This window comes from Endozoicomonas sp. YOMI1, from assembly GCF_024606345.1.
Classification (GTDB): Bacteria; Pseudomonadota; Gammaproteobacteria; order Pseudomonadales; family Endozoicomonadaceae; genus Endozoicomonas.
The window spans coordinates 1-2,698 of sequence record NZ_JAHHPM010000571.1; the positions used below are offsets into that span (position 1 = coordinate 1).

Here is a 2,698-nt window from a genome sequence, read left to right on the forward strand (position 1 = left end):
GCTGATAAAGTTGCCCAGGTCCATCAACAGTGGCCGGGACTCCAGAAAGTCCGGCATATCCTCCTGCAGCTGGTTGATGACCACCTGGGGTTCGGTTTCTTTTAGCAGCTGTTGCAGGGCGATCACCACCCGGCCAAGGGGCGTCGGGCCAAACTCGGTACTGTCAGAGAGATCATGGGAAGCAAACCCCCGGACGGTTTTCAGTTGGGCCTTATTGGCGGTCATGCTGGCCATCACACTGGTGTAATCCCCCACCCGGAAGGCCTTGGCAAAGTTCTGGTAGTTATCCAGCTTGGAGGCGCCGGTGCCGGACTCCATATCCATCATTCGCAGATAGAAGCGCTGAATACCCCGAATGGCCTGCCAGCTTTCGCGCTGCAGGCCTTCCGGCACCAGCAGGCTGTTGGCGGCTTCGGCGGCTTGCTGGACGATTTCATCCACCACCGTGACTTCCCCTTTCTGCCGGGGTCGCAGGGCAAATCGGGTAACATCCTCGCCGCCCAGATGGGTGTAGCCGGTGAGCACTTTCAGGGCGGCGGCGTAACCGGCCATTTGCAGGTCGGAGTCGTTAAATACCGGCTCGCCCAGTTTCTCTTTCACTTCGGTATTGAGGTGCAGCATCTGCTGAATCTGGCGTTCCACTTCCTGACGCACCGCTGGCAGCACCCGGTTTTTGAATCCCTGCTTTTCACCGGCGGGGCGTTTGCGCAGCATCAGGGTGACGGTGCCCTGCACATAGCCGCCCTTTTTCAGTTCGGAGGTGGTTTCGGTGGCGATATACCAGGCACCCACCACCTGCAAACCCGCCGCCCAGAAGATGCCCACCATATCGGACCAGACGCCGGTGTCCTGATGGGTAAACATCACGCACTGCAGGCCATTGTCCGGCATATGGTCGGCCATGGCCTTATAGGCAGCCACCATGCCCCGGCGGAAATCATCGCCGGAACCCTTGATGGCCAGTGCCCGGCGGGAGTCCCAGTTCCACTGGTCAAAGGGGGCTGGCGGGTTTTTGCGAAGCCAGGCGATAAAGTATTCGGTGATTTCGTGGTAGTGGACGGCGTCGGCGTAGGGGGGGTCGGTGATCCAGAGGTCCTGCTCTTTATTGACCTCCTTTGCTTCTGATGAAAGTACAGCTGTGTGTCCGCTGATCGGAATGTTTTTATAGTTCTGAACAAATTCATGATCAAAAAATGATCTGTTGGCCCAGTTGTACAGCGTATTTAAAGCTTGGTTTGAGAAAACATTAGATGTGAAGTCACTTCCACCACCGGATGAAAACCGAACAATCCAGCGAGACAGTTTTGAACAAAAATCCAGAGTTCCACAAAGCTCAGGTGCCAACTCTGGTTTAGTAAGCTCCTTTCTTATTAATGCTAAATTAAGTAGATCGCGGGGAGTAAATAAATGATGCCAGTAACTCCATCCACGTTCCCGTATTGGCTGATCTGTATTGTAGCCAGATTCAATAGGCATATCAGGTATAAGCCCTTGCATCTGCCAAGTTTCAAAGTGCTTCGCTAAGTATTGTTCTACTTGATTTTCTCGTTCGAGATCTTCTGGGCGTACTGGTGTGAAGAATACTTCTTTACGCGATTCCTCTAAGCTTTCTTTGGTTATCCATTGAATGGCATATAATCTTTCTTGGAATAAATCATCAGACTTCGGCCTGAAATCGTACTTTGTCCAGCGGCGCAAGCGATTGACAGTATTGTTACTATCGTACAAATAATCACCACGCAGGGTTTTTATACGAGTTGAGTAATTTTTGCCATTCAATGAGTAGACCAAACTTCCATTTTGAAGTGTTCCTTTGGTTGCTTCATCTAGTTCTTCTTTGGAGACCCCATAACAAAGATCAATTTTAAATCGCTTCTCTTGGTAATTTGGAATTAGCTTGGCCACGACTCCAGAGCGTGGTGAAACAACCCAGCTCGGTGCCAGTGGCACCAGCCATCCGGTTTCCGGACAGCGCACTTCCAGACAATAAAGATAGGCCTTGGCCCGATTACCGTATTCATCATGCTCAATACCCAGCTCAGTGATTTCCTGATCCACCGCTTCGGCCACATCCTTTTGCGCCTGTTCGATTTCCTTTCTGCGCTCCGGGCTGGCACCGATAATATTCAGCGCCCCCCAGGTCAGCATGCAGGCAATGGGGTTCAGGTCAGATGCGTAAACATCACACCCCAACCGAGCCGCTTCAAACGGAATGGAACCACCACCGGCAAAAGTGTCACCCACTCTTGGTTTATGGCCGTAGCGCAGCATACCCAGCTGCTCTACCAATTCCTGATGGGAGTGAGCGTTAATACCGAGATGTCCCAGGTGGTTATTGACGCGCTGCCAGATCGGTGCGTAAAGCCACTCCTGATCCACCTCTTCCGGACGCTTGCACAAAGCGGCCTTTGCTTCGTAGGTTGGGTAGTGCTTTAGAGCCAGTTGGTAAAGTCTTGCCTTATCATCTCGAGTGGTGCTTCGAGCCCAGCGAAGAGTTATGCCTTCTTCATCGGTGTCAAAAGGGCATTGCAGTGTTTGAAGTGCGTCTATGTCAGCACTTTTCTTTTTAATGGTAAAAGCGAAATAGTGCCATGGATGCTCCAGCGTGATCATCCGGGCCAGATCTTTCGGCTTTAATGCATTTTGCGGTACAGCCCGACGTGCCAGCCCCTCATCATCAAACCCCATCAGCTGCTCA

1 protein-coding gene is annotated in these 2,698 nt (G+C 52.0%); it reads right to left on the reverse strand.

Translation table 11 applies throughout. The features are described from left to right. Positions 1–2,688, reverse strand: a 2,688-nt coding sequence (locus tag KDK15_RS20040) for an anti-phage-associated DUF1156 domain-containing protein (RefSeq protein WP_257297169.1), incomplete at its 3' end; no start/stop codon positions are given. Positions 2,689–2,698 lie beyond the last annotated feature (10 nt).